At 70.9% G+C, this 23,030-nt stretch carries 21 protein-coding genes; 8 read left to right on the top strand and 13 right to left on the bottom strand.

The genetic code is table 11. The features are described from left to right. Nucleotides 1–26 precede the first annotated feature (26 nt). Nucleotides 27–1,052, top strand: coding sequence for an ATP-dependent 6-phosphofructokinase (locus tag AV521_RS37130; RefSeq protein WP_076094998.1), 1,026 nt, complete (start codon nucleotides 27–29; stop codon nucleotides 1,050–1,052). On the opposite strand, the gene AV521_RS37125 is transcribed toward AV521_RS37130, so the two are convergent. The 6 genes from AV521_RS37125 to AV521_RS37100 all read right to left on the bottom strand — a co-directional run bounded on the left by AV521_RS37125 (nucleotide 1,049) and on the right by AV521_RS37100 (nucleotide 7,490). After that, the gene (locus AV521_RS37125; protein ID WP_076094996.1) at nucleotides 1,049–1,738 is read right to left on the bottom strand and encodes a transcriptional regulator; all 690 of its coding nucleotides are present in this window, start codon (nucleotides 1,736–1,738) and stop codon (nucleotides 1,049–1,051) included. The genes AV521_RS37130 and AV521_RS37125 overlap by 4 nt on opposite strands. A 138-nt stretch (nucleotides 1,739–1,876) precedes the next feature. Next, nucleotides 1,877–2,704 carry a carbohydrate ABC transporter permease gene (locus AV521_RS37120; protein WP_076094994.1) on the bottom strand — a complete coding sequence of 276 codons (828 nt, stop codon included), beginning with the start codon at nucleotides 2,702–2,704 and terminating at the stop codon, nucleotides 1,877–1,879. Nucleotides 2,705–2,711: 7 nt separating this feature from the next. Then, on the bottom strand, nucleotides 2,712–3,578 hold the full coding sequence (locus AV521_RS37115; RefSeq protein ID WP_179023679.1) for a carbohydrate ABC transporter permease: 867 nt from the start codon (nucleotides 3,576–3,578) through the stop codon (nucleotides 2,712–2,714). Then, nucleotides 3,575–4,948, bottom strand: a complete 1,374-nt coding sequence (locus AV521_RS37110; RefSeq protein WP_107481124.1) for an extracellular solute-binding protein — start codon at nucleotides 4,946–4,948, stop codon at nucleotides 3,575–3,577. The genes AV521_RS37115 and AV521_RS37110 overlap by 4 nt, the downstream gene beginning before the upstream one ends. Before the next feature lie 128 nt (nucleotides 4,949–5,076). After that, on the bottom strand, nucleotides 5,077–5,769 hold the full coding sequence (locus AV521_RS37105; RefSeq protein WP_076094992.1) for a response regulator: 693 nt from the start codon (nucleotides 5,767–5,769) through the stop codon (nucleotides 5,077–5,079). Beyond that, complete coding sequence (locus AV521_RS37100; RefSeq protein ID WP_076094990.1) at nucleotides 5,766–7,490, bottom strand: sensor histidine kinase; 1,725 nt, start codon at nucleotides 7,488–7,490, stop codon at nucleotides 5,766–5,768. Before AV521_RS37100 ends, AV521_RS37105 begins: the two co-directional genes overlap by 4 nt. A gap of 133 nt (nucleotides 7,491–7,623) precedes the next feature. On the opposite strand from AV521_RS37100, the gene AV521_RS37095 reads away from it, so the two are divergent. Continuing rightward, nucleotides 7,624–9,033 carry a cation:dicarboxylate symporter family transporter gene (locus AV521_RS37095; protein ID WP_076095175.1) on the top strand — a complete coding sequence of 470 codons (1,410 nt, stop codon included), beginning with the start codon at nucleotides 7,624–7,626 and terminating at the stop codon, nucleotides 9,031–9,033. 75 nt (nucleotides 9,034–9,108) lie between these two features. Here the strand turns inward: AV521_RS37095 and AV521_RS37090 are convergent, their stop codons facing one another. Beyond that, nucleotides 9,109–9,732, bottom strand: coding sequence for a TetR/AcrR family transcriptional regulator (locus AV521_RS37090; RefSeq protein ID WP_076094988.1), 624 nt, complete (start codon nucleotides 9,730–9,732; stop codon nucleotides 9,109–9,111). Nucleotides 9,733–9,890: 158 nt separating this feature from the next. Between AV521_RS37090 and AV521_RS37085 the strand changes: the two genes are divergently transcribed. Further along, the gene (locus AV521_RS37085; protein WP_076094987.1) at nucleotides 9,891–11,564 is read left to right on the top strand and encodes an MFS transporter; all 1,674 of its coding nucleotides are present in this window, start codon (nucleotides 9,891–9,893) and stop codon (nucleotides 11,562–11,564) included. 108 nt (nucleotides 11,565–11,672) lie between these two features. After that, on the top strand, nucleotides 11,673–12,437 hold the full coding sequence (locus AV521_RS37080; protein WP_076094985.1) for a DUF2127 domain-containing protein: 765 nt from the start codon (nucleotides 11,673–11,675) through the stop codon (nucleotides 12,435–12,437). Between the two features lie 71 nt (nucleotides 12,438–12,508). On the opposite strand, the gene AV521_RS37075 is transcribed toward AV521_RS37080, so the two are convergent. Further along, nucleotides 12,509–13,387, bottom strand: a complete 879-nt coding sequence (locus AV521_RS37075) for an aldo/keto reductase (RefSeq protein WP_076094984.1) — start codon at nucleotides 13,385–13,387, stop codon at nucleotides 12,509–12,511. Between the two features lies 1 nt (nucleotide 13,388). Then, nucleotides 13,389–14,297: an NAD-dependent epimerase/dehydratase family protein gene (locus AV521_RS37070; protein WP_076095173.1), complete on the bottom strand. Its 909-nt coding sequence runs from the start codon at nucleotides 14,295–14,297 to the stop codon at nucleotides 13,389–13,391. A 46-nt stretch (nucleotides 14,298–14,343) separates the two neighbouring features. Here AV521_RS37070 and AV521_RS37065 point away from each other — a divergent pair, with 46 nt between their 5' ends. From AV521_RS37065 to AV521_RS37050, 4 genes are all read left to right on the top strand, one after another. After that, on the top strand, nucleotides 14,344–14,865 hold the full coding sequence (locus AV521_RS37065) for an Lrp/AsnC family transcriptional regulator (RefSeq protein ID WP_179023677.1): 522 nt from the start codon (nucleotides 14,344–14,346) through the stop codon (nucleotides 14,863–14,865). A 29-nt stretch (nucleotides 14,866–14,894) separates the two neighbouring features. Beyond that, nucleotides 14,895–15,323 (top strand): MerR family transcriptional regulator, encoded by a 429-nt coding sequence (locus AV521_RS37060; protein WP_076094981.1) that lies wholly within the window; start codon nucleotides 14,895–14,897, stop codon nucleotides 15,321–15,323. Beyond that, a complete protein-coding gene (gene trxA, locus AV521_RS37055) occupies nucleotides 15,320–15,652 on the top strand; it encodes a thioredoxin (protein ID WP_107481123.1) in 333 nt (110 codons plus the stop codon). The genes AV521_RS37060 and trxA overlap by 4 nt, the downstream gene beginning before the upstream one ends. A 168-nt stretch (nucleotides 15,653–15,820) precedes the next feature. Beyond that, nucleotides 15,821–18,052 (top strand): UvrD-helicase domain-containing protein, encoded by a 2,232-nt coding sequence (locus AV521_RS37050; RefSeq protein WP_179023683.1) that lies wholly within the window; start codon nucleotides 15,821–15,823, stop codon nucleotides 18,050–18,052. Here AV521_RS37050 and AV521_RS37045 read toward each other — a convergent pair. The 4 genes from AV521_RS37045 to AV521_RS37030 all read right to left on the bottom strand — a co-directional run. After that, nucleotides 18,039–18,902, bottom strand: a complete 864-nt coding sequence (locus AV521_RS37045; RefSeq protein WP_256725840.1) for a hypothetical protein — start codon at nucleotides 18,900–18,902, stop codon at nucleotides 18,039–18,041. The two genes, AV521_RS37050 and AV521_RS37045, sit on opposite strands and share 14 nt — an antisense overlap. Nucleotides 18,903–18,969: 67 nt before the next feature. Next, on the bottom strand, nucleotides 18,970–21,207 hold the full coding sequence (glgB, locus tag AV521_RS37040) for a 1,4-alpha-glucan branching enzyme (RefSeq protein WP_107481122.1): 2,238 nt from the start codon (nucleotides 21,205–21,207) through the stop codon (nucleotides 18,970–18,972). Beyond that, nucleotides 21,204–22,607: a maltokinase gene (locus AV521_RS37035; protein WP_076094979.1), complete on the bottom strand. Its 1,404-nt coding sequence runs from the start codon at nucleotides 22,605–22,607 to the stop codon at nucleotides 21,204–21,206. The genes glgB and AV521_RS37035 overlap by 4 nt, the downstream gene beginning before the upstream one ends. Before the next feature lie 87 nt (nucleotides 22,608–22,694). Beyond that, on the bottom strand, nucleotides 22,695–23,030 hold a 336-nt coding region (locus tag AV521_RS37030), incomplete at its 5' end, for an alpha-glucosidase C-terminal domain-containing protein (RefSeq protein ID WP_179023675.1).

Raw genomic sequence — 23,030 nt, 5'->3', positions numbered from 1 at the left:
CGACAGCGAGCAGGAGACACAGCACGATGCGCATCGGAGTTCTCACCGCAGGCGGCGACTGCCCCGGCCTGAACGCCGTGATCCGGTCGGTCGTGCACCGGGCGGTGGCGCAGTACGGCGACGAGGTCATCGGCTTCGAGGACGGCTACCGGGGTCTGCTCGACCGCCACTACCGCTCCCTCGACCTGGACGCGGTCAGCGGCATCCTGGCCCGCGGCGGCACCATCCTCGGCTCCTCCCGGCTGGAGCGCGACCGGCTGCGCGAGGCCTGCGAGGGCGCCGCCGACATGGTCGAGGAGTTCGGCATCGACGCGCTGATCCCGATCGGCGGTGAAGGCACCCTGACCGCGGCCCGCATGCTCTCCGACGCGGGTCTCCCGGTCGTCGGCGTCCCCAAGACCATCGACAACGACATCTCCTCCACCGACCGCACCTTCGGCTTCGACACCGCCGTCGGCGTCGCCACCGAGGCGATGGACCGGCTGAAGACGACTGCCGAGTCCCACCAGCGCGTGATGGTCGTCGAGGTCATGGGCCGGCACGCCGGCTGGATCGCCCTGGAGTCCGGCATGGCCGCCGGCGCCCACGGCATCTGCCTGCCCGAGCGGCCCTTCGACCCCGCGCACCTGATCAAGATGGTCGAGGAGCGCTTCGACCGCGGCAAGAAGTTCGCCGTCATCTGCGTCGCCGAGGGCGCCCACCCCGTCGAGGGCACCATGGACTACGGCAAGGGCGAGATCGACCAGTACGGCCACGAGCGCTTCCAGGGCATCGGTACGGCGCTCGCGTACGAGCTGGAGCGGCGCCTCGGCAAGGAGGCCAAGCCGGTCATCCTCGGCCACGTCCAGCGCGGCGGCGTCCCCACCGCCTACGACCGCGTCCTCGCCACCCGCTTCGGCTGGCACGCCGTCGAGGCCGCTCACCGCGGCGAGTTCGGCAGGATGACCGCGCTGCGCGGCACCGACATCCAGATGGTGCCGCTCGCGGAGGCCGTCACCGAGCTGAAGACGGTGCCGAAGGACCGGATGGACGAGGCCGAGTCGGTCTTCTAGGCGGTCCTGTTCTCCACGGCGGTCCAGAAGTTCTGCACGATCCGGTCGAGGAACTCCTCGCCCCCCTCGCCGGACTGCTTGCTGCCGCCGCCCCAGCTGAGGGTGGCGGCCATGTGTCCCTGGTAGTCCTGGTGCAGATCCTGCAGGACGTCCTCCAGGACGCCGCGGTCCACGGCCGCCAGCTTCGCCACCGGACGCACATAGGCCTGCCAGCGGGTGGTCACCGCGCTGTGCAGCAGCTCGGTGAGCTTGTCCTCGCGGCCCGTGACGGCCACGAAGTCGGGCAGCGCCAGCTGCAGCAGCTCCGCCAGCGCGGCCGACTGGCGCTCGTTGCCGCGCCAGGTCCCGCTCTCCTCCATCCGCAGATACGCGGAGAGGTCCGTGCCGATGGCCCGGGCCACGTCCTCCGGCGCGATCCCGCGCGCGATGCGGTGCTCGCGCAGGGTCCGGGGCCGGCCGATGAGGTCCCCCGCGGAACACCACAGCACCCCTGCGAGCGCGGTGAGTTCGGGACTGGTCGGGGAGGCGACGCCGCGCTCCCAGGCGATGACGAGATCGGGCGTGACATGGGGCAGACCGTACGAGGCCCGCATGCCGTAGGCGACATGCTCGGGGCCCATGCCGAGCGCGGCACGCAGCCTGCGGGCGGCCGGAGCGTTGAACGGAGGAGCTGAGGGTTGGCGCACCCCGCACAAGCTAGGGGTGCTCTGTCGCGCTGACTACGGTCCGTTCGAACGAGATCACACATCGTAGATTCGTACGTCTAGATCGTCCCCTCTGTCATGGCACTCGGTGTCACGCCTGTCACCTGGGGTTACCCCACGTTACCCCTTCACCGCCCCGCCGAGCGCGAAACCGCCGCCCAGTCGGCGGGCCACCAGGACGTAGAGCAGGATCACCGGCGTCGAGTAGATGACGGAGAACGCGGCGAGCTGGCCGTAGGCCACCATGCCCCGGTTGCCGAAGAAGTCGTTGATGCTGACCGAGGCCGGCATCTGGTCCGGGCTGAGCAGCAGCATGAACGGGACGAAGAAGTTCCCCCACATCATCACGAACGAGAACACGGTGACGACGGCGAGCCCCGGCCCCATCAGCGGCAGCACGATCCGGACCAGGGACTGCAGCGAGGACGCCCCGTCCGTCCAGGCCGCCTCCTCCAGCTCCTTCGGCACCCCGTCCATGAAGTTCTTCATCAGCCAGATGGCGAACGGGAGTTGGGAGGCGGCGAAGAAGAAGACCGTGCCCTGGAGGGTGTCGATCAGGTTCACCCGTACGAACAGCGCGTACACCGGCACCATGATCGCGGTGATCGGCAGGCTCGCCGCGAACAGGATCGTCAGCAGAAACGGCCGGTTGAGCCGGGAGCGGTACCGGGACAGCGGATACGCGGCCAGCGCCGCGCACACGACGGTCAGCGCGGTGCCGCCGCCGCACAGGATCAGGCTGTTGAGCAGCGGGGTGTAGGTGATGTCCGGGGTGAGGATCGCGTCGAAGTTGCCCAGGGTGAATCCGTCCGGGACCCTGACCCGCAGATCGGCGTGCGGATCCACGGAGGACAGCACCACCCAGGCGAGGGGCAGCGCGAAGGCGACGGCCACGACCAGCAGGGAGAGATCGGCGGCGAGCCGGCGGGAGGTGCGCTTGCGGGGCATCTCGGTGTCACACCTCCGTCCGCAGCAGCCGCAGATACACGGCCGAGAACAGGGACCCGACGAGCAGCAGGAGCAGGGCGACCGCGGTGCCGTACCCGATCATGCTGTTCTGGAAGGCCTGCTCGTACATGAACAGCGGCAGCGTCTGGCTCTTGTTCCCGGGCCCGCCCCGGGTCATCACCCAGATCAGCCCGAAGACGGACAGTGTCTGCAGGGTGTTGAGCATGAGGTTGGTGCCGATGGACCGCCGGATCATCGGCAGCGTGATGTGCCACATCCGCCGCCAGCCGCCGGCCCCGTCCACCTCGGCGGCCTCGGTGATCTCGCTCGGTATCTCGTCGAGGGCGGCGGAGTAGACGAGCATCGAGAACGCCGTACCGCGCCAGACGTTGGCGAAGGACACGGCGAGGACGGGCAGCGTGAACAGCCAGTTCTGGCGGGGCAGATGGAGCCAGTCCAGGAGGGCGTCGAGCGTTCCCTCGCGCCGGAAGAAGGCGTACAGCAGAAACCCGGCCACCACCTCCGGCAGCACCCACGCCGTGATGACCACCCCACCGGTGAGCGTGCGCACCGGCTTGGAGGCCCGCTTCATCAGCGCGGCCAGGGCGAGCCCCAGGGTGTTCTGCCCGACGAGCGAGGACAGCACGGTGAACACCAGCGTCAGCCAGACGGCGTTCCGGAACTCCGCGTCCTGAAAGGCGTGCCGGAAGTTGGCGAACCCGACGAACGACGCATGCGCCTGACCGGTCAGCTGCAGGTCGGTGAAGGCGATGTAGACGCAGTAGGCGATCGGCCCGGCGAGGAAGAGCAGCAGGAGGACGACTGCGGGGGAGAGGGGGAGGGCCCGGGCGATCCGGCGCCGGTGACGCCTCACTTCTGGACCACTTGGCCGCCGGTGACGTCCTTGAGTGTCGAGTCGTACGTACCCACCGCTTTCTCCGCCGGCGCGTCACCGGTCGTCACGCTCTCCATCGCCTCCTGGATCGCGGTCGACACCTTCGGGTACGCCGGATACGCGGGCCGGTAGTGCGTGGTGGCGACCAGGTCGGTGAAGAACTTGATGCCGGGCTGGGCGGTGGCGTACGACGGGTCGGCGGCGACGTCCTTGCGCACGGAGATGCCGGAGTCGGCGATGTACCACTTCTTGGCGTTCGCCTCGGTCTGCATGGTCCTGATGAAGTCGAAGGCGAGGTCCGGGTGGCCCGCCTTGGCCGGGACGGCCCAGGTCCACCCGCCGGACATGCTCACCTTGCCGGGCGCCTGCCCGGCTTGCGTGGGCATGTACGCGAGGCCCAGCTGCCTGGACCAGTCGGGCCACTCGTGGCCGCTGCCGGGGAGCCATGTCTGCGGAAGCCAGGAGCCGTCGAGGTCGATGCCGATCCTGCCCTGGGGGAGAAGCTCGCCCATGACGGTGGTGGCGAAGTTGGGATCGAGGGCGTCGGAGACGTCGGGGCCGAGCTTCTCCTTGTACACGGTCTCGACGAACTTGAGCGCGTCCGTGAACCCCTGGCTCCCGGCGATCCACTTCTTGCTGCCGCTGTCATACAGGGGATCGCTCGTGCCGTCGCCCGTGCCGTACAGGAGCATCTCGAACCCCTGCATGGTGGCCCGCTCACCCGCCTGCTTGCCGGTGTAGACGTTGAGCGGGGTGACGCCGGGCACCTTCTGCTTGATGGTGCGGGCGGCGGCGAGGACGTCGTCCCAGTTCCTCGGCTGCCAGTTCGCCGGCAATCCGGCCTTCCTGAAGACCCGCTTGTCGAACCACAGCCCGCGGGTGTCGGTCCCGTCCGGGACGCCGTACGTCTTCCCGTCCTGCCCCCTGGCCGCCGCCTTCGCGGTGTCGATGAACTGATTCCAGTCCGGCCACTTGGCGAGATAGGGGTCGAGGGGCTTCAAGTACCCGCTGGTGATGTCGGAGTTGATGAGGAAGGTGTCCTCGTAGACCAGGTCCGGTGCGGTTCTCGGCGAGCGCATCATCTGCTGGACCTTGGTGTAGTACTCGGAGTCCGGGGCCTTGATGGGGACGAACTCGACCTTCTTCCCGGGGTACTTCTTCTCGAACTCCTTCTTGATCCCGGCGAGATAGGTGTCCATCACCTTGACCGAGTTGTCGGTCGACTGCTTGTACGACACCTTCAGCGTGTTCGGGCTGCTTCCGGAGCCCGAGCCGCACGCGGTGAGGGCGGTCGCGGCAAGGGCGGCGGTGAGGAGGGCGGAGAGAGCGGCGGTGGGGCGCACGGGCATGACCTCCTGCGGGCGCACTTCTACGTGGCCAGGTGGTTGCCGTGCGAAGGTAAGAGGAGTGGTCTAGTCAGGTCAATGCGTGTGCGCGCAATTGGAGTACGCGGATCCTCCCGGCCCCGTTCACCCGCTCATCGCCCTTGCGGAACCCACCGATAAACCAGTTCCGGCCGCCCCACCTGTCCGTACTGCGGGCTGCGTGCGGCGCGGCCCGTGTCGACCAGGTGTTCCAGGTAGCGGCGCGCGGTGATGCGGGAGATGCCGACCGCCTCGGCCACCCCGGCCGCGGTCAGTCCGTCCGCCGCCTCCCGCAGTGCGCCCGTCACCCGCTCCAGCGTGGGCGCGCTCAGCCCCTTCGGCAGCGCCGCGGGTGACGGCGCCCGCAGGGTCGCCAGCGCGCGGTCGACCTCGTCCTGGCCGCTCGCCTCGCCCGCCGCCGCGTGGAACTCGGCGTAGCGGACCAGGCGGTCCCGGAGCGTGGCGAAGGTGAAGGGCTTCAGGACGTACTGGACCACACCCAGCGAGACGCCCTCCCGTACCACCGTCAGATCGCGTGCCGACGTGACCGCTATGACGTCCGCGTGATGGCCGGCCGCGCGCAGGGAACGGGCGAACTGCAGGCCGTGGACGTCGGGTAGGTGGAGGTCGAGCAACAGCAGATCCACGGGCGTACGGTCCAGGACGCGGCGCGCCTCCGCGCCCGTGTGGGCCTTGCCGACCGCGACGAAGCCCGGCACCCGGCCGACGTACAGCACATGGGCGTCGGCGGCGACCGGGTCGTCCTCGACCACGAGGACGCGGATCGGCTGCTGGTCCACGGTCATCTGCCGTCACCCACCGCCGACCGCAGTGGCAACCGCGCCTCGAACATCGCTCCGCCCTCGCCGTCCTCGTCCGACTCCGCCACCGTCAACGTGCCCTCGTGACGGGTCACCGCCTGCCGGACCAGGGCCAGTCCGAGGCCCCGGCCGCCCGGCCCGGCCGGCTTCGTCGAGAACCCCCGCTGGAATACCAGGTCGGCATGGGCCGGGTCGACACCGGGGCCCGTGTCGGACACCCGCAGGACCAGTTCGGTGCCGGTGGCGTACAGCGTCACCGTGACCCGCGCCCCCGCGCTGCCCTGCGCCGCGTCCACCGCGTTGTCGATCAGGTTGCCGAGGATGGTGACCAGGTCCCGCGCGGACAGGCCCTCGGGGAGCAGGCCGTCGTCGAGGCGGCTGTCGGGCGACACCACCAGTTCCACGCCCCGTTCGTTCGCCTGGGCCGTCTTGCCGAGCAGCAGGGCGGCGAGCACCGGTTCGCCGACCGCCGCGACCACCTGGTCGGTCAGCGCCTGGGCCAGCTCCAGTTCCGCCGTGGCGAACGCCACCGCCTCGTCGGCCCGGCCCAGCTCGATCAGCGACACCACGGTGTGCAGGCGGTTGGCGGCCTCGTGCGCCTGTGAGCGCAGGGCCTGGGTGAAGCCGCGCTCCGAGTCCAACTCGCCCATCAGTGACTGGAGTTCGGTGACGTCGCGCAAGGTCACCACGGTTCCCCGCTGCTCGCCTCCCGACACCGGGGACGTGTTCACCATCAGCACCCGGGTCGCCGTCAGATGCACCTCGTCGACCCGGGGCCGCGAGGACAGCAGTGCGCCGGTCAGCGGGGACGGCAGCCCGAGGTCGGCGACCGAGCGGCCGATCACGTCCGTGCCGGATGCGTTGGATGTGCCGGACGCGCTGGTTGCGCCGGAGCCGCCGGAGCCGCCGGAGGCGCCGGAGGCATCGGAGGTGCCGGCTGCGTCCGAAGCGCCGCCGACGCCCAGCAGCTCTCGCCCGCCGTCGTTGATCAGCGCCACCCTGTACTGCCCGTCCAGCATCAGCAGGCCCTCGCGGACCGCGTGCAGCGCCGCCTGGTGGTAGTCGTGCATCCGGCTCAGCTCGGTGGCGTTCATGCCGTGGGTGTGGCGGCGCAGCCGGGCGTTGACGACGTACGTGCCGACCGCGCCCAGCAGCAGCGTGCCGCCGGCCACCCCGAGCAGCGCCGTGACCTGGTCCTGGACCCGGGCGCTGATCTCCTCCACCTTGATGCCGGCGCTGACCAGACCGATGACCCGGCCGTTCTCCTCGACCGGGGTGACCGCGCGGACGGAGGGGCCGAGGGTGCCGGTGTAGGTCTCGGTGAAGGTGTGGCCGTGCACGGCGGGGTCGATACGGCCGAGGAAGCGTTTGCCGATCTGGCGGCGGTCGGGGTGGGTCCAGCGGATCCCGTCCGGGTTCATGATCGTGACGAAGTCGACGTCGGCGTCCCGCATGACCTGAAGGGCGTACGGCTCCAGCGCGGCCGAGGGATCGGAGGTGTGGATCGCCGAGCGGACCGAGGGGGCGTCCGCGATCGAGCGAGCCACCGCCGTGACCTGGCGGACCGCCGCGTCCTCGGCCTGGCGCTGGTCGCTGACGTAGGTGAACAGCGCGTACCCGGCCACGACCAGCGCGATCAGCACGGCCTGCATGGCGAACAGCTGGCCGGCCAGGCTGCGGGGCCGGGGGAGACGGGGGACGCGCATGTCAGCAGTGTGCCTCTTCGGGTGTCTCGTCGGTTAAGCGTGAACTAAATGAACGGAAGGGTGACCGCTCTCACAGGGCGGGAGATAGTCACGGCATCCCCCACAACCCCCGGACGTGAGCCGCACGCCGGTGATGCCGACGAAGACGTCAAGGAGGGCAGCCGTGGCCGCCAGCACCCCCGATACGGCACCTGCCGTACCCCGTGTGAAACGGGACCGGACCCATTACCTGTACATCGCCGTCATCGTGGCGGTCGCGCTCGGCATCGCCGTGGGACTCATCTGGCCCGACGCCGCGGTCCAGCTGAAACCGCTCGGTACCGGTTTCGTCAACCTGATCAAGATGATGATCTCGCCGATCATCTTCTGCACGATCGTGCTCGGTATCGGGTCGGTACGGAAAGCCGCCAAGGTCGGCGCCGTCGGCGGTATCGCCCTCGGCTACTTCCTCGTGATGTCGCTCGTCGCGCTCGCGATCGGGCTCGTCGTCGGCAATGTGCTGCACCCGGGTGACGGGCTGCACCTGACCAACGCCATCAAGGCGACCGGGCACGCCCAGGTGTCCGCCGACGCGCTGCCGCCCGTCGACTTCGTGCTGTCGATCATCCCGACCACGTTCGTCTCCGCCTTCACCGGGGGCCAGGTCCTCCAGACGCTGCTGGTGGCCCTGCTCGCCGGGTTCGCGCTGCAGGCCATGGGCTCGGTCGGGCAGCCGGTGCTGCGCGGCATCGAGCACATCCAGCGGCTGGTCTTCCGCATCCTGTCGATGGTCATGTGGGCCGCGCCGATCGGTGCCTTCGGCGCGATCGCGGCGGTGACCGGTTCGGCCGGGCTGGACGCGCTGAAGAGCCTCGCCGTGCTGATGCTCGGGTTCTACGTCACCTGCGTCCTGTTCGTCTTCGTCGTACTCGGCGCGGTCCTGCGGATCGTCGCGGGGCTGAACATCTTCTCGCTGTGCAAGTACCTGGCGCGGGAGTTCCTGCTGATCCTGTCCACCTCGTCCTCCGAGTCCGCGCTGCCGCGGCTGATCGCGAAGATGGAGCACCTGGGCGTCAGCAAGCCGGTCGTCGGTATCACCGTGCCGACCGGTTACTCCTTCAACCTCGACGGCACGATGATCTACATGACCATGGCGTCGCTGTACATCGCGGACGCGCTGGGCACGCCGATGTCGGTCGGCGAGCAGATTCCGCTGCTGCTGTTCCTGCTGCTGGCGTCCAAGGGCGCGGCGGGCGTCAGCGGCGCCGGGCTCGCCACCCTGGCCGGCGGCCTCCAGTCGCACAAGCCCGCGCTGGTCGACGGCGTCGGCCTGATCGTCGGCATCGACCGCTTCATGAGCGAGGCCCGCGCGCTGACCAACTTCGCGGGCAACGCGGTGGCGACGGTGCTGGTGGGCACGTGGACCAAGGAGATCGACAAGGAGCGGGTGCGGCGGGTGCTCGCCGGTGATCTGCCGTTCGACGAGACCACGCTGCTGGACGAGAACCAGGGGACGGTCACCGAGGTGCCCGAGCCGCAGGAAAAGGCGCTGGCAAAGGCCTGATCCGCAGAGATCACCGGATGTCCGGCCCCGCCTGAACCGGGGCCGGGCATCCGGCATTTTCCACGGCCGGTTCGTCTACGACTCTGCACTCACCTTGGCCACCAGCGCGGTGGCGAGCGAGGCGGGCATGCCCGCCGCGGTCAGCACCGTGACCGTGGCCGAGCGGCCCGCCTCGTCCGCTGCCACGAGGCCGTCGTTCACCGCCTCCATCACCGCGAAAAGCAGCTGCTCGTGCACATAGGCCAGCGCCGGCGCCGGCAGCGGTGAACTGAACACGCCCGCCGCCAGGCCCCGTTGGAGCAGCTCGACCTTGTTGGCGCGCAGCGGGGCGAGGCGTTCGCGGATGCCCTGGACGGTGACCGTGCGCTGGGCCAGGGCCACCAGCAGCCGATAGCGGTCGGCGATCTCCCAGATCGCGAGCACCGAGCGGGCCACCGACTCCGCCGGATCCGCCACACCGTCCCGCGCCCGGGCGTCCGCGTCCGCCAGCGCCTCCACGGCCCCGTCGACCAGGGTGCTGATCAGCGCCTCACGGCTGGGGAAATGGCCGTACACCGTCCGTCGTACGACGCCCGCGGCGCGCGCGATCTGGTCCATGGAGGCGTCGGGATCGCGCAGCAGTTCGGCGAGGGCGACGTCGAGGATGCGGCGCCGGTTGGCGTCGGCGCGGCTGGTGTTACCCGTGGTCATGGCCGTCATTCTGCCTTCCCTCTGCCTCGGCTCCGTCTTCCCCGGTCAACTTGCACAGTGCTGTGCAGCGGCGTACATTGCACATGGTTGTGCAATTGCACGTAACTGTGCAAGTTTCACTCCCCGCATCACATCTCGTCGCGCATCCGAGGAAGGCGACCCCTGCCATGCGACTCGTCATGACCGAACCGGTCGAGAAGATGGAGCGTCCGTACGCCCGGCGCTGGTGGGCACTGCTCGTGCTCTGCCTGAGCCTGCTGATCATCGTGATGGCGAACACCGCCCTCACGGTCGCCGCGCCCGACATGACGAAGGACCTCGGGCTCTCCAGCGCCGACCTGCAGTGGGTGATCGACGGCTACACCGTCCCCTACGCGGCGCTGATGCTGCTGCTCGGCGCGATCGGCGACAAGTACAGCCGGCGGGGCGCCCTGGTCCTCGGCCTTCTCGTCTTCGGCGGCGGCGCCGTCTTCGGCTACCTCGCCGACAGCGCGGCGACCGTCATCGCGGCCCGCGCCGTGATGGGCGTCGGCGCGGCGCTGATCATGCCCGCCACGCTCTCCCTGCTCGCCGCGACCTTCCCGCGGGCGGAGCGGGCCAAGGCGATCACGCTGTGGACGGCGACGGCCGGCCTCGCCATCGCCGCGGGTCCCGTGGTCGCCGGCGCGCTGCTGCGCGACCACGGCTGGTCCTCGACCTTCCTGATCAACGTGCCCGTCGCGGCCGTGGCGATCGTCGCCGCCTTCGTGCTCATCCCGCCGTCCAAGGCCGGTCACCACGACCGCATCGACTATGTCGGCGGCCTCCTGTCGGTGATCTGGACCGGCTCCCTGATCTACATGATCATCGAGGGCCCGCACTTCGGCTGGGGCGTGAAGGCCGTGACGGCGGCGGTGGTCGCGGGCGCCGGCCTGGTCGCCTTCGTCCTCTGGGAGCTGCGCCACCCCCGCCCGATCCTGGACGTCCGCCGCTTCACGCACCGCGGTTTCGCGGGCTCCAACCTCGCCGTGGCCCTGTTCTTCCTGGCCGTCTTCGGTGCCTTCTACTACCTCACCCAGCACCTGCAGTTCGTCCTTGGCTACGACGCCCTGGAGACCGGCGTACGGATGCTGCCGCTGGCCGGCGCCGTCTTCGCCGGCTCGGCCCTGACCGGCTTCCTGACCCCGCGCGTCGGCATGAAATGGACGGTCAGCGCGGGCATGGTCGGCGGCACCACCGCCCTCGCCCTGCTCACCCGGGTCGACGCGGGCTCGACGTACAGCGACTTCCTCGCCCCCCTGATCATCCTGGGCCTCGCCATCGGCCTCGCCCTCTCGCCCTGCACCGACGCGATCATGGGCGCCTTCCCGGAGTCCGAGCTGGGCGTCGGCGGCGCGGTCAACGACACCTCGCTGGAGCTGGGCGGCTCGCTCGGCATCGCGATCCTCGGCTCGCTGCTCGCCACCTCGTACGGCAACCATCTGAGCGACGCCATCGCCGGCAGCAAGCTGCCCGCGAGCGCCCTGGACACCGCGCAGGACTCGGTCGGCGCCGGATACGCGGTCGCGCAGGGCATCGGCGAGAAGGCGCACCAGCTGGCCGCGCAGGCGGCACACGCCACCAACCCGCAGCAGGCCGCCCAGCTCAAGCAGCAGGCCACCGAACTCGCCGCAGGCGCCCGGCAGATGGCCCACGCGGTCGGCTCCTCCTTCTCCGACGCCGTCGCGCACACCAGCCTGGTCGGCGCGGTGATCCTCGGCGCCGGCACGATCCTCGTGGCCGTTCTGCTGCCGCGCCGTGAAACCGCCGCGCCGGACGTGAAGGCCGAGGAGAAGGAACTGGTGGACAGCTCGGCCGGCTGAGCATCCCTTGCCCCGATCCACTAACGTGCCGCTCCGGATCATTCGGAACGGCACGTTCGTGTTTGGCGTCAGTACGTGTGAGTCAGCACCTGTATGGAGGCACGGGGGATGAAGATCGACTGGGACCGGCGGACCTGCGCGCGGAAGGGGCATGTGACCTACGCGCCCGACGACCCCCGGCTGCGCCGCCGGCTGCACGCCGAGACCGCGCTCGGGGACGTGTGGCGCTGTCTGCGCTGCGGTGACTTCGTGCTCGGTGCGCCGCACGGCTCGGGGCCGGCCGCCGACGCCCCGCTGGTGCCGCGCGGAAAGGTGCTCCGGGACCTGTTCATCCTGCGCTTCCTGGCGATCGAGCGGGCGGTGCGCGGGGTGTTCATCGTGCTCGTCGCGGTCGCGGTGTGGAAGTTCAGCAACAGCCAGGACGCGGTGCGCAAGCTCTTCAACCAGAACCTGGACGTCTTCCGCCCGGTCTTCCGGCACTTCCACTACGACCTCGACCACTCACCGGTCGTCGGCTCCATCCAGAAGGCCTTCGGCTACAAGCACTCCACGCTGCTGCTGGTGGCCGCCCTGCTGCTCGCCTACGCGCTGATCGAGCTGGTCGAGGCGGTCGGCCTCTGGTACGCCAAGCGCTGGGCGGAGTACCTGACGGTCATCGCCACCGCCGCGTTCCTCCCGCTGGAGATCTACGAACTCACCGAGAAGGTCAGCTATCTGAAGATCGCCACCCTGGTGCTGAACATCCTCGCCGTGCTCTACATCGCTCTCGCGAAGCGGCTGTTCGGGCTGCGGGGCGGACGGAAGAAGTTCGAGGAGGAACGGCACAGCGCCTCGCTGATGGAGGTGGAGGAGTCGGCCGGGGTGACCGTCTAGTGCCCTGGCAGGCAACGTTTGCCCGTCAAGGGCCGGGCGTCGCGACGGGGTGAACGTTGCCTGTTGGGGCGCTAGGTAAGTCTCGCCAGCTCCTGATCGGTCAGGTGCAGGTCCGCCGCCCGTGCCGAGTCCCGGATCGTCTCCGGTCGGCTCGCGCCCGGGATCGGGACCACGGCCGGGGAGCGGGAGAGCAGCCAGGCCAGGCAGACCTGCTGCGGGCTCACCTCCCGCTCGCGCGCCACCTCGTGGAACGCCGTGAACCCCGCGGCGCGGTGCGCCGGCCCCGAGGGCCCGTCCAGGGAGCTGCGCGAGATCCCGCCCAGTGGGCTCCAGGGCAGGAACGCCAGCCCCAGCTCCGCGCACAGCCGCAGCTCCGGCTCGCTGTCGCGAACCTCGGGGGAGTAGCGGTTCTGTACCGACACCAGACGGTCACCGAGGATCGCGCGGGCCCGCCGGATCTGGTCCGCGTCCACGTTGGAGAGGCCCGCCAGCCGGATCGTGCCCTCGTCCAGCAGTTCGCGCAGTGCGCCGACGGACTCCTCGAAGGGTACGGCCGGGTCGGGCTTGTGCAGCTGGTACAGCCCGATCGCCTCGACGCCGAGCCGCTTCGCGGAGGCCTCGGCGGCCGCCTTGAGATGCCGGGGCGTGCCCGTCACCGTCCAGCTGCCGTCGGCCGGGCGGCCCCGGCCGCCCTTGGTGGCCACCAGCACGCCGTCGGTGTCACCGCCGTAGGTGGCGAGTGCGCGGGCGACCAGCAGTTCGTTGTGGCCGGGGTCCTGGCCCGGCAGATGGTAGGAGTCGGCCGTGTCCAGCAGTGTCACGCCCGCCTCCAGCGCCGCGTGCACCGTGGCCAGGGCGCGTCTCTCGTCCGGGCGTCCCTCGATGGACAGCGGCATGGCCCCGAGCCCGACCGCGCTCACCGGGAGTCCGCCAAGGCTGCGGTACTGCATGTCAGTTGTCCTTTCCCAAGGTCTCGGCGACGGCCTTCGGCAGCCACTGCCGTACCGTCCCGAAGGAGAAACCGAGCCTGACGGCCCGGGAGTTGTCCATGGCGTAGTGGCGCCGGAAGGCGAACGGGGAGACCTCGGCGGAGTCGGTCACCGTGAACACCGGCCCGGCCGCGCCGAGGTGGGCCGCCACCTCCGCGCACAGCTCCTCGACGCCCAGCTCTCCGTGGGAGGCGGCGTTCACCGGGCCCGTGAACCCCTCGCCCGCCGCCCAGAAGACGAAGTCCGCGATCTCCTCGACGTGAACGTACGTCGCCGGATGCACGAGCGGCGGTACGGCTATGGGGGCACCGGCGCGGATGCGGCCGGCGTAGTGCTGGAGGCGGCCCGTGAAGTCGTCGTCACCGCCCAGGACATGCGCCACCCGGACGGACACGAACGGGAAGCCGGAACCCTGCAGCACCGCCTCCGCCTGCCGCTTGCCCTCGCCGTAGTGCGACTGGAGGAACCCGGGGTCGTCCCACGGCAGTTCCAGGTCCACCGGGCACATGGCCGGGTCCACCGCGCTCTCCGGTACGGGCACCTCGCAGTCCTCGTGCTCGTACACCTCCACTGTCGAGGTCAGCACATAGCGGCCGGTGCGCCCGGCGAAGACCCGGCGGGCGATCGCCGCCTGGCGCGGGGTGTAGCAGACCTGGTCGAGGACGACGTCGAACGTCCGTGTCCCGACGGCCTCGGTCAGGGCCGCTTCGTCGTTCCGGTCGGCGATCACGTGCACCGCGCCCGGCGGCGGGGCCGCCGAACCCCGGTTCAGGACCGTCACCCGGTCACCGGCTGCCAGCAGCCGCCCGATCAGCCGCTTGCCGAAATAGCGGTTGCCGCCGATCACCAGTACCTCTCGCGCCTTTCCCATGACCATAATTCTCCGGGCTGCACAGCGGCCTCAAGAAGGGGGAGACATGGGACATACGGCCACCGCACCGAAAGAACCGCGGCAGCTGCGGGCCGTCGCCAACGAAACATCGGTGGCCTTCGACGGGGTGGACCGGCAGATCCTCGAACTGCTGCAGACGGACGGGCGGATCAGGCTCAGCGAGCTGGGCCGGCGGGTCAGTCTGAGTCCGGCGGCCGTGGCCGAGCGGGTGCGCCGGCTGGAGGCTGCGGGCGTGGTCGAGGGGTACGCCGCCCGGGTCGCGCCCGGCCGCCTCGGCTACGGCATCCAGGCCTTCATCCGGGTGAACCCGCACGGCGGCTACACCCTCAAGCACCCGAGGACCCTGGCGCTGATCGGCCGGCCGGAGATCACCGAGGTGCACCACGTCGTCGGCGAGGACTGCTGGATCCTGAAGGCCGCCGTCACCGACACCGTGCACCTGGAGGAGATCCTGGAGCAGACCTCGGCGCTGGGCCGTACGACGACCTCGATCGTGCTGTCCTCGCCGGTGCGGCTCAAGCCGCTGCTGCCGCCCGCCTTGCCTTGACGCCGACGTCAACGCCTACGGTCGTAGGCATGCGAATCGGCGAGCTGGCCGCACGGGCCGGGACCACGACCCGCGCCCTGCGCTACTACGAGGCACGCGGGCTGCTGCCGGCCCGGCGGGACGGCAACGGACACCGCACCTACGACGAGGCCGACCTGCGGCTGCTGGAGCAGATCCGGACGCTGCAGGACTTCGGGTTCGAGCTGGAGGAGACGCGGCCCTTCGTGGAGTGTCTGCGCGCCGGGCACCAGGAGGGCGACTCCTGCCCGGCCTCGCTCGTGGTCTACCGGCGCAAGCTGGCCGAGCTGGACGCGCTCATCGGGCAGCTGTCGGCGGTGCGGGAGACGGTCGCCGGGCAGCTGCGGCGGGCCGAGCTGGCCCGGGACGCGCTGGCCGCCGAGGCGCTGGCTCCGGGTGGCCCGGAGCCCGTGTGCGAACTGGGAGGGCTTGCGCGATGAGCGTGACGGGCGGACTGCCGCAGGTGACGGACGTCGATTTCGAGACGGAGGTGATCGGCTCCGATCTGCCGGTGCTGGTGCAGTTCACGGCCGACTGGTGCGGGCCGTGCCGGCAGCTCGCGCCGGTGCTGAAGGACATCGCCTTCGAGGAGGGCGACCGGCTGAGGATCGTGCAGATCGATGTGGACCGCAACCCGGAGACGACCGTCGCCTACGGCGTGCTGTCGACGCCGACACTGATGGTCTTCCAGGACGGTGAGCCGGTGCGGTCGATGGTGGGGGCGCGGCCCAAGCGGCGGCTGCTGGAGGAGCTGGCCGACGTGCTCTGAGGCGGAGCCGCCCACAAAAAATCCCCTGAGCAATTGCGCTCGGGGGATTTCTCTGCGTATATTCAGTGATTCGCGACTTCATTTTGAATAAGTCGCGGAGAAGTTCACTGGGCACAGTATATCCGGGCGGGAGCGGAATTGTCAAACACCGAATTTCCAGACGATGAATTGCGGCGCGAGCAGGAATTCATCGACGGACTGTACGCGCGCGTGGACGTGCTGCGCGGTGAGACCGAGACCTCGGTCACGGACGCGCTCGCCCAGGGCGACAAGCCCATGCAGGCCCGGCTGGAGCGGGACATCCTGGTCGCCGAGCGCTCGGGGCTGCTCGCCGCGCTGAACGCCGTCGACGGCTCGCTCTGCTTCGGCCGGATCGACCTGGCCGACGGCACCGCCCACCACATCGGCCGGATCGGGCTGCGCGAGGACGACGCCGAGCACACCCCGGTCCTCATCGACTGGCGCGCCGATGTCGCCCGTCCCTTCTACCTGGCCACCGGGTTCACGCCGATGGGCCTGCGGCGGCGCCGGCACATCACCACCGAGGGCCGGACCGTGACCTCGCTGCACGACGAGATCCTCGACCTCGGCGACGCGACCCGCACCGGGTACGAGGACCACAACGGCGATGCCGTACTGCTGGCCGCGCTGAACTCGGCGCGCACCGGCCGGATGAGCGACATCGTGCAGACCATCCAGGCCGAGCAGGACGAGATCATCCGGGCGCCGTACCGCGGGGTGCTGGTGGTCGAGGGCGGGCCGGGTACGGGGAAGACGGCGGTCGCACTGCACCGCGCCGCCTATCTCCTGTACGAGTACCGAGAGCTGCTGGCCCGCCGGGCCGTGCTGATCGTCGGCCCCAACCCTGCCTTCCTCGGCTACATCGGCGAGGTGCTGCCCTCGCTCGGTGAGACGGGCGTGCTGCTCGCCACCGTCGGCGAGCTGTTCCCGGGCGTGAAGGCCACCGCGACCGACACCCCGGAGGCGGCCGCCGTGAAGGGCCGCGCCGACATGGCCGAGGTGCTCGCCGCCGTCGTACGGGACCGGCAGGCCCTGCCCGACCCGGTGATCGCGATCGAGCACGACCGGGAGGTGCTGATGCTCGACGACGGCCTGGTGAGCGTCGCCCGTGAGCGCACCCGCGCGGCCAGGCTGCCGCACAACGCGGCCCGCGAGCACTTCGAGGGGCACATCCTCAACACCCTCACCGAGCTGTACGCCGAACGCGTGGGCACCGACCCGTACGACGGGAGCAGTCTGCTCGACGCCTCCGACATCACCCAGATCCGCGACGAACTCGCCGAGAACCCCGAAGTCTGGTCCGCCGTCGACCAGTTGTGGCCGCGGATCGGCCCGCGGCGGCTGGTCGCCGACTTCCTCGCCGAGCCGGAGGGGTACGTCAGCGAGGCGGACGCGGCCGCCATCCGGCGCCCGGTGACCCGCGCCTGGACCGTCGCCGACGTCCCCCTGCTGGACGAGGCGGCCGAACTCCTCGGCGAGGACGACCGGGTGGCGCGGGCGCGTGCCGAGCGTGAGCGCGAGACGCAGGTCGCCTACGCGCAGGGCGTGCTGGACGTGTCGTACGCGTCCCGGACGTACGAGTTCGAGGACAAGCACGACGACGATTCCGAGGTGCTGTCCGCGCACGACATCATCGACGCCGAACGGTTCGCCGAGCGGCAGGAGGAGGCGGACCACCGCAGCGCCGCCGAGCGGGCGGCGGCCGACCGGACCTGGGCGTTCGGGCACATCATCGTCGACGAGGCGCAGGAGCTGTCGCCGATGGCCTGGCGGCTGCTGATGCGGCGCAGCCCGACCCGCTCGATGACCCTGGTCGGCGACCCGGCTCAGACCGCCGAGGCGGCCGGGGTCGGCTCCTGGGCGGACATCCTCGCGCCGTATGTCGAGGACCGCTGGGAGCACACCCGGCTCGGCGTCAACTACCGCACCCCGGCCGAGATCATGGAGCTGGCCGCGGCCGTGGTCCGCGCCGAGCACCCCGGCTTCGAGCCGCCGAGTTCGGTCCGTTCGACAGGGGTACGGCCCTGGGTGCGGCAGGCCGCCGGTGAGTTGCCCGAGGCCGTGGCCAAGGCGGTCGCCGAGCTCACCCCGGACGAGGGCCGGCTGGCGGTCATCGCCCCGCGCGAGCTGCACCGCTCGCTGGCCGCCCGGCTGGACGGGGTCACGGCGGGTGCCGAGCCCGATCTGACCCGTACGGTCGTGCTGCTCGACCCCCGCCAGGCCAAGGGCCTCGAATTCGACTCGGTCCTGGTGGTGGAGCCCGCCCGCTATGGCACCAGCGACCTGTACGTCGCCCTGACCCGCGCCACCCAGCGGCTCGGGGTGCTGTACACGGACCTGCTGCCGGGGGCGCTGGCCACCGGCGTCACCGGGCCGTAGCGGTCGGCGAGGAGCTGTCCGCCGCCGACGGCGGCGGGTAGCTCGGGTGCTGAGCGGAGGACAGGGGTGCGAGCCCCGCGCACAGCGCGGTCGGGAAGGCGGGTTCCCTGCGCTGTACGGCCTCGCAGCCGCCGGCCGCGCTCTCGAAGACCGGCTGCCAGCCGGAGCGCTCCGCCCGGAAGAAGTAGCGGTCGCCGAGCCGGGACGTGCAGGCGGAGTCCTTGGTGTCGTCGCCGCACGCCGGTCCCGTGCGCCAGGAGAAGTCCAGCACCAGCCATCTGCCGTCGCAGTGCTCGGCGTCTCGGTAGGCGTGCTCGGGCGCGTCGACGGCGATCAGCGCCTGCTCGTAGGAGGCGGTGGTGCAGCCGGTGGCCGGCGGGTGGCAGCCGAGCCGGCCGCACCGCCGCAGCGCGGGCGGCCTGGCGCCGTCGGCGGTGAAGGTGGTGTCGTTGTCGACGATCAGGTCGCGCGCGCCCAGTGGCTGTGGCAGCCGTACCCGTGCCGTGGCCGTGCTCTCCCCGGTGCATCCCGAGCGCCGGTCCCCGGACGGCGACTCGAAGGTGATCTGCACCCACACATGCTCCGCCACGGTGTCCGTCACCGCCGCCTTGAGCCCCCGCACACACGGGCGTGGGCCGCTGGGCACCTGTGCGTCGAGGCTCAGTGTGCGCTGGTCGGCGCCGAGCCGGGCACCGGTGACCCCGGAAGGCCCGAAGGTGGTCCACGGGATCGGCCCGGTGTCCGTGGCGGCCGCCCCTGGGCCGCCGCCGTCCACCCGGGTGCCGCAGCCGCCCAGCAGCAGGACGGCGACGGCACACAGCAGGGCAGCCATCGATCTGTACGGTCGCATGTGCCTCAATCCCCCCGTGGTGCACCGAAGTTGACCTAGGGGGCACTATAAGGCGCGCCTCGCCCGGTCAGGCGGGCCGGAGCCAGACCGTGGCGAGCGGCGGCAGGGTCAGCCGGATGCTCGCCGGGCGGCCGTGCCAGGCCCGCGGTTCCGGTTTGACCACATCGGGGTTGGTGACACCGCTGCCGCCGTACCGGACCGCGTCCGTGCTGAGGGCCTCGTGCCAGGCCGGAACGTCCTCCGGGACGCCGAGCCGGTAGTCGTGGCGGACCACCGGGGACAGATGGGAGATCGCGAGGAGCGGGTTGCCGTCGGCGTCGAGACGCAGGAAGGCGAAGACGTTGTCGTCCGCCGCGTCCCCGGCGATCCACTGGAAGCCCGCAGGGTCGGTGTCCCGCTGCCACAGGGCCGGGGTCGCCCGGTACAGCGCGTTCAGGTCCCGTACGAGATCCCGTACGCCCCGGTGGTCGGCCGCGGCGCCGTAGGACGGGTCGAGCAGCCACCAGTCGGGGCCGTGCGCCTCGGACCACTCGGCTCCCTGCGCGAACTCCTGGCCCATGAACAGAAGTTGCTTGCCGGGGTGGGCCCACATGAAGCCGAGGTAGGCGCGGTGATCGGCCCGGCGCTGCCACCAGTCGCCCGGCATCTTCGACACCAGCGCCTGCTTGCCGTGCACGACCTCGTCGTGGGAGATCGGCAGCACGTAGTTCTCGCTGTACGCGTACACCATCGAGAAGGTCATGTCGTGGTGGTGGTACTTGCGGTGCACCGGCTCGTGGGCCATGTACTGCAGCGAGTCGTGCATCCAGCCCATGTTCCACTTCAGGCCGAAGCCGAGCCCGCCGAAGCCGCTCGGGCCCTTGTGGTGGGTGGGGCGGGTGACGCCGTCCCAGGCCGTGGACTCCTCGGCGATGGTCACCACACCCGGGCAGCGCCGGTAGACCGTGGCGTTCATCTCCTGCAGAAAGGCCACCGCGTCCAGGTTCTCCCGGCCGCCGTGCTCGTTCGGCGTCCACTGGCCCGGTTCGCGCGAGTAGTCCAGGTACAGCATGGAGGCGACGGCGTCCACCCGCAGGCCGTCGATATGGAACTCCTCGCACCAGTACACGGCGTTGGCCACCAGGAAGTTGCGCACCTCGCGGCGGCCGAAGTCGAACTCCAGGGTGCCCCAGTCGGGATGGGCGGCCCGCAGCGGATCGTGATGCTCGTACAGCGGACGCCCGTCGAACTCGGCCAGCGCCCAGTCGTCCCGGGGGAAGTGCGCCGGCACCCAGTCCATCAGTACGCCGATCCCGGCCTGGTGCAGCCTGTCCACCAGGTGCTTGAAGTCGTCCGGTCCGCCGAGGCGGGCCGTCGGCGCGTAGAAGCCGGTGACCTGGTAGCCCCAGGAACCGCCGAAGGGATGCTCGGCGACCGGCATCAGCTCCACATGCGTGAAGCCCAACTCCTTCACATAGGCCGGAAGTTGTTCGGCCAGCTCGCGATAGGTCAGGCCGGGGCGCCAGGACGGCAGGTGGACCTCGTACACGGAGAACGGGGCCTCGTGCACCGGGGTGTCGGCCCGGTGCACCAGCCACTGCCCGTCGGCCCACGTGTGGTGCGAGGCGTACACGATCGACGCGGTCGCGGGCGGCGCCTCGGTACGGCGGGCCAGCGGATCGGCGCGCAGGGTGCGCGAGCCGTCCGGGCGGGTGATCTCGAACTTGTACGCCTCGCCCTCGCCGATCCCCGGCACGAACAGCTCCCACACGCCGGAGGATCCCAGTGAGCGCATCGGAAAACCGGTGCCGTCCCAGAAATTGAAGCCGCCCGTGACCCGTACGCCCCGCGCGTTCGGCGCCCACACCGCGAACCGGGTGCCCGGCACGCCCTGCTGGGCGGTGACATGGGCGCCGAGCGCCCGCCACAGCTGCTCGTGCCGGCCCTCGCCGATCAGATGCAGGTCCAGCTCACCGAGGGTGGGCAGGAAACGGTAGGGGTCCTCGGTGTCCAGGACCGTCCCCTCGTACTCCACGAGCAGCCGGTACTCGGGTACGGCCCGCAGGGGCAGCAGCCCCGAGAAGAACCCGTCGCCGTCGTCGTGCAGCGCGACGCGCAGCTCGCCGGTGACGACCGTGACGGCAAGCGCGTACGGCCGCAGGACCCGGAAGGCGACGCCTCCGGTCACCGGGTGGGCGCCCAGGACGGAGTGCGGATCGTGATGGGTGCCGTGCAGCAGCCGCTCGCGGTCGGCGGCTGCCGGCGCGGGGGAGACGGCGGCGGCATCCGGGGTGTGCTTCGAGGTGGCTGACTTCTTGGTCGTCACGGACGGGCCTCCAGGGCGGACGCGGCGAGGCGACGGATCGCCGACAGCGGTACGGGGAGCCAGTCGGGCCGGTGCCGGGCCTCGTAGACGACCTCGTAGACCGCCTTGTCGGTCTCGTAGGCCCGCAGCAGCACCGGATCGGTGCGTGGATCGCGGCCGGCCACCTCCGCGTACCCGGAGCAGTAGGCGGCCCGGCAGACGCGCGCCCAGTCCGGCGCGGGCGGGCTCGCCGAGTGGGCCGCGTAGTCGAAGGAGCGCAGCATGCCCGCGATGTCCCGCACCGGCGGCTGCGGCAGCCGCCGTTCGGCCGGCGGCCGGGCCGGCTCGCCCTCGAAGTCGATCAGCGACCACGCCCCGGACGGCGAGCGCAGACACTGGCCGAGATGCAGATCGCCGTGGATCCGCTGCGCGGTCCAGGTGCGGCCCTCGTCGGCGAGTCCGGCCAGCGCCCGGTAGGCCGCCCGCAGCCCGCTCTCGTACGGGCGCAGCACCGGCACCGCCTGGACGGCCGCCGCCAGCCGCTCGGTCATCCCGTCGGCCAGCGATCGCAGCTGGGTGTGGCCGAGGGTGGCCGTCGGCAGGGCGTGGGCGAGCGCGGTGTGCACCTCGGCGGTGGCCCGGCCCAGTTCTCGGGCCTCGGCGGCGAAGTCCTCGCCCTTGGCCAGCTCGCGCAGCGCCAGCTCCCAGCCGTCGCTCGCCCCGCTGATGAACGGCTGCAGCACGGCCAGCACATACGGCTCGGTGTCGATCTCGGCGTGCAGCCAGGCCGTCGGCGCGGGCACCCGGGGGCAGCCCTCGCGGGCCAGCGCCAGCGGGATCTCCAGGTCGGGGTTGACGCCGGGCACGACCCGGCGCAGCAGTTTCAGGATGAACGTATCGCCGTAGACGACGGACGAGTTGGACTGCTCGACGGTCATCAGCCGGGCCACCAGGCCCTCGCGGATCTCCTGGCGCGGGTCCCGTTCGAAACACAGCCCGCCGACGCGGGCCTGGGTGCGCAGGGCCTCCAGGAGCACTTCGGCGGGCCGGGGGTCGTGCAGGGCCTCGTACACCGTGCGTCCGGCGAGCGGCCCGTCCTCCACATGTCCGATCAGCGCGGGCGCAAGCCGGGGCGGCAGCGCCTCGCGCACGCCTATGAGGAGCTGGTAGCAGTCACCGGGGTGGGGCTCGGCGCCGAGCACGGACGGCTGGTGGACGCGCAGCAGCAGATGGTGGAGGCCCAACCGGCCGTCGAGCGGCAGCAGTTCCGTGGCGGCCACGAGTGTGAACCCGGTGACCGGGCGCCCCTTGCCGGCGAACCAGCGCTGCCGGGGCAGCCACTCGCGCAGCAGGGGATCGAGCGAAGCCAGGAGGTGACCGGTCGTACGGCTGCTGTCGGACGGGGTGACCGTTTCCGCCATGGGTGTCACGTCCTTTCCCCGGATGGTCGGGGTGTTACTGATGCGTGCCCAGGGCGGGACGGTGGAAACCGCCCCGCCCGCAGGGTCCTACGCCGCGTCTCGCCGCAGCCGGAACCAGTAGAAGCCGTGCCCCGCGAGGGTGAGCAGGTACGGCAGCTCGCCGATCGCCGGGAAGCGGACCCCGCCGAACAGCTCGACCGGGTGTCGCCCGCAGAACCGGCTCAGGTCCAGCTCCGTCGGCTGGGCGAAGCGGGAGAAGTTGTGGACGCACAGCACCAGGTCGTCCCCTCCTTCCCCGGTCAAGGGGGCCTCGCGCAGGAACGCCAGCACCGCCGGGTTGGAGGACTGCAGCTCGTTGTAGGACCCCAGTCCGAAGGCGGGATTCTGCTTGCGGATCTCGATCATGCGGCGGGTCCAGTGCAG

Source organism: Streptomyces sp. IMTB 2501, assembly GCF_001953885.1.
Taxonomy (GTDB): domain Bacteria; phylum Actinomycetota; class Actinomycetes; order Streptomycetales; family Streptomycetaceae; genus Streptomyces.
The sequence above is the reverse complement of the archived record's forward strand: the minus strand, read 5'-3'. Positions and strand labels throughout refer to the sequence as shown.